This window comes from Streptomyces sp. NPDC017225 (assembly GCF_044331465.1).
Taxonomy (GTDB): domain Bacteria; phylum Actinomycetota; class Actinomycetes; order Streptomycetales; family Streptomycetaceae; genus Streptomyces.
On sequence record NZ_JBIRNE010000028.1, the window covers coordinates 1 to 6042 of the forward strand.

General features: G+C 68.1%; 7 protein-coding genes and 1 pseudogene. 5 read left to right on the forward strand and 3 right to left on the reverse strand.

What is annotated here, in order from left to right:
* Positions 1–97 (reverse strand): annotated as a pseudogene (locus tag ACH4NX_RS34900) (IS5/IS1182 family transposase); the annotation flags it as partial.
* Positions 98–626: 529 nt separating this feature from the next.
* Between ACH4NX_RS34900 and ACH4NX_RS34905 the strand changes: the two are divergent.
* On the forward strand, positions 627–881 hold the full coding sequence (locus ACH4NX_RS34905) for a restriction endonuclease (protein ID WP_398153383.1): 255 nt from the start codon (positions 627–629) through the stop codon (positions 879–881).
* Between the two features lie 264 nt (positions 882–1145).
* Positions 1146–1358: a hypothetical protein gene (locus ACH4NX_RS34910; RefSeq protein ID WP_362360592.1), complete on the forward strand. Its 213-nt coding sequence runs from the start codon at positions 1146–1148 to the stop codon at positions 1356–1358.
* A gap of 446 nt (positions 1359–1804) precedes the next feature.
* Here the strand turns inward: ACH4NX_RS34910 and ACH4NX_RS34915 are convergent, their stop codons facing one another.
* Positions 1805–2761, reverse strand: coding sequence for a DUF6615 family protein (locus ACH4NX_RS34915; RefSeq protein ID WP_398130065.1), 957 nt, complete (start codon positions 2759–2761; stop codon positions 1805–1807).
* 258 nt (positions 2762–3019) lie between these two features.
* Here ACH4NX_RS34915 and ACH4NX_RS34920 point away from each other — a divergent pair, with 258 nt between their 5' ends.
* Together ACH4NX_RS34920 and ACH4NX_RS34925 are read left to right on the forward strand one after the other, a co-directional pair.
* Positions 3020–3373 (forward strand): DUF317 domain-containing protein, encoded by a 354-nt coding sequence (locus ACH4NX_RS34920; protein WP_398130064.1) that lies wholly within the window; start codon positions 3020–3022, stop codon positions 3371–3373.
* A gap of 136 nt (positions 3374–3509) precedes the next feature.
* Entirely contained in the window at positions 3510–4382 is an 873-nt protein-coding gene (locus ACH4NX_RS34925; RefSeq protein ID WP_398130067.1) for a DUF317 domain-containing protein, read from the forward strand.
* 326 nt (positions 4383–4708) lie between these two features.
* Here the strand turns inward: ACH4NX_RS34925 and ACH4NX_RS34930 are convergent, their stop codons facing one another.
* The gene (locus tag ACH4NX_RS34930; protein ID WP_398130063.1) at positions 4709–5074 is read right to left on the reverse strand and encodes a hypothetical protein; all 366 of its coding nucleotides are present in this window, start codon (positions 5072–5074) and stop codon (positions 4709–4711) included.
* 601 nt (positions 5075–5675) lie between these two features.
* Between ACH4NX_RS34930 and ACH4NX_RS34935 the strand changes: the two genes are divergently transcribed.
* Positions 5676–5885: a hypothetical protein gene (locus ACH4NX_RS34935; RefSeq protein WP_398130062.1), complete on the forward strand. Its 210-nt coding sequence runs from the start codon at positions 5676–5678 to the stop codon at positions 5883–5885.
* The last annotated feature ends 157 nt before the right edge of the window (positions 5886–6042 follow it).

A 6042-nucleotide genomic window follows, 5' to 3' on the forward strand; every position in this document is an offset into this window, starting at 1 on the left:
CGCCGCCCTGCGGCCGCACCTTCGACGGCGGGATCAACGGCTCCGCGATCTCCCACAGCCCGTCCGGCACAATCCAACTCCACGTACCCCGCCCCATGAACGACTCAACGAGCCAACCCCCACATAGGACACGGTCTTAAACAGAGGGGGAATTCCTTCATGGCGGTTCAGCTTGCGGACCACGTTCGGGGTGCCGCCCCGGTGGGGGCGCAGACACGGCGGCATGTGGGATCAGCCGCGGTAGGCGGTGCCACGTGCACGGCGCGCGTGCCTGCTTCCTCCACCTCGGCGCAACTGGGCGGGACCCGGTGAGCCGCCGTCCGATACGGCGCTCTGCCCGACGCCGACCGGTTCGCCGATCCAAGAAGCAGGACGAGCAGGTCGCCCTGGTCGTGGGTATGGTCGTGGCAGTCGGCCTGCTCGCCGCCGTCGTGCAGTGGCTGCTCACGCACTGGTGGGTCCTCGTCATCGTCGCCGTGGCCGCCTCGGCTGCGGGTGGCCTCTGGTACCAGAAGGCGCAACAGCGGGCAGTTTGGGCTCGTGTACGCGCCCAAGCCTTGCAGCTGCGGATTGCCGAGCTCGACGCCCTGGATCACCGTGCATTCGAGTTCGCTGTACGGGACCTGATGCGCCGCGACGGCTGCAAGGCCGAGCAGCTCGGAGGTGCTGGCGACAACGCTTGCGACGTGCGCGCCGTCGACCCCGCCGGTCGCGTCTGGGCGATCCAGTGCAAGCACCGCCGGGATGGGGGCCGTGGTGCCGCGGTCGGTGTCGGGGTGCTGCAGCAGGGTCAACGGCACTGCACGCCAGATCCACGGAGCGGACATCGCGGTCGTCCTCACCAACGGCCGCTTCTCCTCCAAAGCGATCCCCTGGGGTAAGCAGCACCGAATCCACCTCGTCGACCGCCGCGTTCTCGGCGAGTGGGCCGCAGGATCCCGCCCCTTGTGGGACCTGCTCGACCGCATCCCACCGCCACGCCGGCCGACTGCCCTGTCCTGACGTGACAGGTGCCTGGCAAATCAGCCCAAGACCGGCGCTTTGTTGCCAACCACTGGTGACCGAACCATTTCACCGCCCAGTTCGGACTATGCAGGAGGGCTGGGATATCCGTTGTCTTGCCTGACAGGAGGGCTGGCAGGGTGATTCTGACCATCAACGTGGCGGTCCTGCTGGCTGTCGTCATCGTCCTGCGACTACGCCGACGCACACAGGCCCGAAGCCGGTTGGACGAGAAGCTGACCGTGATCGTGGTGCTGGTGTTCGGCGTGCTGATCGCTCCGACCAGCTTCGGGCAGGGCGTCTTGAACATCGTGGGCCAACTCGCACGGAGTGTCACGCAGTCCGGCAGTCCGTGAGCCTCTCGGCCCGTGGGGCCTGAACCGTGCTTCGTGTCGCACCAACCTTCGTGCGTCTCCAGATGGGGAGTTGTAGGTTCTCGCGGCTCGTGTCGTATGGGATCGCTCTGACCCGGTGCTCTCGGCCCGTCTCACCGCATGTCGGGAATGATCGGTCTCACCGTGGTGGCGGACTCCTCACGACAGCCCCCGGGAGGTCTACCACGGAGCTGCCTCACTGGTGACAACTCACCGACGCCGGGCGCCCAAACGGCGGCGCATCCTGACCTATGGGCCTGGCGCGGTCCCGCCTGCCTGTCGGTAGAGCTCGTGCCGATCGCGTTCGCGGTTCTCAACAACCTCGGCTGGCAACTAACGGTGGGCTCCACCGCACCTTGCCCTTGCCCAGCGGTCGCGGTACCAGCGGAACGCTCGCCATCGTTCGGCCGACGGCGGCACACGACAGCTCAGGATCTACGGGTGCGGCTTGGCTTCACCTGCCGTTCAACGATCACCGTACGGGGCGCAGCGGGAACCTCTCCCTCGGTGCCAGGATGGAAGAAGCCAGGAGCCGTCCTCCGCATGCTATGCACGTAGCGCGGAAGATCGAAGGTCCGCCTATTACGGTCGATCGGAACATGGTGCAGGTGTCCGGACGCGTCGCGTGCGCCGCTCGCTCCGCCTCTTTCGCTGAGAACCTCCAGGGTGCCGTGGACACGGTCGAGCCAATCACCGCGGTCGATCCGAGGATCCCACCGTTCCTCTCGGTTCGGATTGAACGGCGGAAACCCGAAGGCATACGACCAGGGCACCGCTTGAGACAGGTGGTCCACAACCGAATACTTGGAACGGCCTTTGGACTCGCACAGCTGCTTGACGTAATGACTCGACGCGATGGCGCAGCCGTAATGTCTGGGCTCGGCGTGGCCGCACTCGTCATGGCCGAGCATGTTGGGACAGGCGTTCCAGTATGCCGGTACCGCCCAGTGCGTGCCCGGGTGGAACTGCCCCTTGGGCCAGCCGTTGTAGAACACGTGGAACGGATAGCGGCCCTGGGCCGGGTCGCAGCCGCGAATCAGCGTGTCGTACTGAAACCTGTCCCCGGCGTCCCCTCCATGTCGCAACTGGTCGTACGTGCCACTCTCGTAGGCGCGCTTGGCCTGCATCCTGACACAGAGCCACCCTGCGTCATCGTCTCCGATCCACCACTCCCAGTCAGCCCCTGTCTCCCGCTCGTGCGATTGGGAGCTCTGCCAGATCAGCAGCCCGGGTACTTGAGTCCTCAACGCGTCGAGGTTGTTATCCGTGACGCTCGTCTCATCGAAGCGGCGACCGGGAAGTCGGCTGTCTTCCAACCGGCGCCACGTATCCAGTGCGACCTGGTCCATCGCGGTACACAACGCCTGCAAGCTCTCGATCGCCACGAACGCACCCTACTCACAGCCCCGGCGCTCGGCCCAATGGTCGACCAACTGCCTCGGCCTGCGACGTCTCAACGAGCCGACATCCGTACGACACCGGGCGTGAGATTCCGACATGGATCACGAGGCTCTACAGGAGTGGCTGCACCGTAGTTCGCCCGGGGCAGACAGCGGAGATCCACGAATGAGTGGCCAACGCGGGCAAGGCATGTCAACGTAGACGACCTTCTGTAAACGCCCAGGTCATGGAGGTGATTGTCTGTGACTGCGACGCCCCCGAGTCCCGGATTCTCGACCAGCGTCGGAGCCCTGCGCTTGCGTGAGTGGCAGCTCGGCCCGGGCCAGCCCACGCTTGTGATGGATCAGTTCTCCGCCCACGATTTCAACCTGGTCGTGGACGACCGCGCGGACGTGCACGTCAACTCGAAGGACGGTCGCTTCTATCTCGGATGGTTCCCGCTTGGCCGCCCTGGCACCAAGGGGGAGGGATGGAAGATCGCCGTTACTGGCACGGCCAAAGTGCGCGGCTACCAGATTTCATTCGGCACCGAAACGCCGGCCGATATTGTCGCCGTCGCCGTAGCGCGCGTGCTGGGTACCGCCCGGCGGGCGTGACGCCAGACGCTCGAGTCTGAAGTCCCCGGCCGGCCCGTCGCTTGCGTCGCCAACGTTCGGGCCACGGACACGCAGGTCGGCTGCCATCTGCCACCCAAGGTCGCCGCAAGGTTGCCTGGCAGGGATTCCGTCCATGATGCCGCCGCGCACACCGCCGCATCGCCGGCGGCAAGTAGAACCCACAAGCCCTTGGAGGCCCCTGCATCCCGACTTCCCGTTTGGCCCGCCCACCCCGACTGGCGTCCAGTCCGCGTACTGGGTAGGTCCCCGGCACCTGGCCGGTGACGACGGACGCCTGTACGACACCGTCGCCGACACACTCACCGAGCTGGGCTGGACGAGCCTGGCGATCGTCCGCGGGCGACGGGTGCCGGACGAGGCGCCGGAGGACCGTCAGGTCCTGCGCAGCACCGTTCTGCACATAAGCCCCGACACTCTCCGCTGGGCCCAATGGGTCCTGCCGGATGAGCCGTTTCACCTGGGGAGTCTGCCGATCGCCTGGCAGGTCTCCGCTCGTACGGACATAAGCAGCCCGCTCGCCCAGTGGTCTGCCTACTTCACCCCCGATGTCCCCGGGGAGGTCCTCGCCGACTTCCTCGTCGCACTCGACGCCCGCGATAAGCCCGCCGTTTCACTCGGCGGCCCCGAGCTGGTCCTCGACGCCGTTACGGCGCACGGTTGGCTCCGCGACATCGACGCGTCCGGCGCGGGCGCGGTGGACCCGACCTTCGCCTCCCACGTCCACCTCGGCGAGGTGCCGCCCCTCATTCAGGACGCCGACCCGCTCGCCCTGGTGGCCGAACCTGACGAGGCGGTCCTGGCTGGGTGGCAGGCATGGGCCGAGCCGGTGCCTGGCGCAGGCTATCTGTGGGCCGCTTCGTTCGGCGCCAGCGTGCCGCACGACCTCGTCGCCGCGTTCGCCGATTCCTTGAGTTCTACGGCACCGGTCCTGCGCCGGGTGCTGCCCGAAAGCACTCAGGAACGGCTTCTGCGGGCTCCAGCCAGCTGACGACGGGCCGTTCTCTTGCCGATGCAACAAGCCCGGCCCACCTCGAATGAGGTGGGCCGGGCTTGAGCATGCGTCCACGACTGGTCGCGCCGCCTCCCGGAAGCTGGGTCAGCGTTTTGAGGTTGTAGCCGACCTGCCCGAGCTGTCGGCGGGCGGCGAACAGCTCGGCGACCAGCTCACGGTGATCGGCGATGGCGGCGGCTGGGACAGGTGGTCTCGCGGTCTAGCTTGAGTGGGGCCGTCCGGCCGGACGACGTGCGGCCGGTGGTGGGGAGCACTGCCGACCACCGGCCGCCGGTTCTTGAGCTTTTGCCGTGCCTATGTGCTCAGTCCTTGTGAGGGCGGAGGCGGTGGGCGCCCGCAGCGACGATGGTCTCCAACCGGCCGTACTCGAGCATGTCCTCGTGGGTCATGAAGGGGATGAGGGCTTCACGGTGCGGGAGGACGTACTTAAACAGAAGCTCGGCCATTTGGTGCGCAGCGGCCTTGGCCTCGGCTCCGGCCTCGGGGTTGTGGACGTGGACGCTGGCGGCCTGGAGTTCTTCGAGGGTGGCGTCATCGGCGAGGGCCTGTTCCTCGTCGGTGAAGGGGCGTCCGTCGAGGTGGCGGAAGGTGCGGGCGCCCGAAGGTCGGTTGAAGTCCGTGTCGAACAGCAGGGCCATGACGTGGGGGCGAGGGGTGGGGGTGAGCATAGGGGTTCTCCTTAGCGGGGCGGGGTGGGTGCCGACGTGCCCACGGTCTGGAGAATCCCCGGTTAGCCCAACCGGGGATCGTCGGCTCTCTTTGGCGGCTCGGTTTTCGCGGTTCAGCGTCGCAGTGGGGAACTACTCGCGGGCCTGGTCCCGATTTGCGCGGCCCGTCCTGGCGAGGAGACGGCGGGCTTGCCGCTGGCTCGTCGGCCCTGGACGATCTGGGGATCAGCTGGGAGGTCGGCCATCCGCCGTAGCCGCCACACGAGCACGCCGCTCATACGTTCCGCCGTGTCCAGTTCCCGTCGGGCGGCAGCCTGGGTGAGCAGGGTGGTGGGGTTGTGTCGCCCGTCTCGGCGAGCGGCGCGTTCCCTTCCTCCACCGCGAACACGCCGACGAGGCCGTCACACGGTGGAGCGAGGACTGGCCCGACCACACCGCCGAGGTCGAGGAATGGGACCGCTGGCGCTGGGAACACCAGGGCCCCGGCCGCGCGAGCACCGTCCGCGACCGGATGCCGGCGCGGACCACGGTCTTCCACGCCCGAGCACTCTTCCTCCCTGGTGGGGCACGCGCGGCGGCTGGCGTCCCCGAGGAGTGGTCGGTGCCGGCCTGGGAATTCGAGACCGACCGCTACACCGACCGCGCCTCGGCCTGGCGCACAGCTCGACGCCCCGGCTCGGGCCAGGAGGTCGAGGCCCAGGTGCGAGGCACGGACAAGGCAGCCGTCGAGGCTGCCTTCGCCGAGGCTTGCGCACAGGCTGTGGACCGTGCTCGTAACCCAGGGAAGTACGGCGACACCGACGAGTGGTAGCGCCATCGGTGCCCCACCCTGGGCTCAGGAGCGCTGGCGGGGGGGGGGGGGGGGGGGGGGGTGTTGGGCGCCCCCCCCCCCGCCCCCCCCCCCCCCCCCCCCCCCCCCGCGGGGCCGCGCCCGGGGAGAGACTATGGTGGGTGGGCGGGGCGCCCGC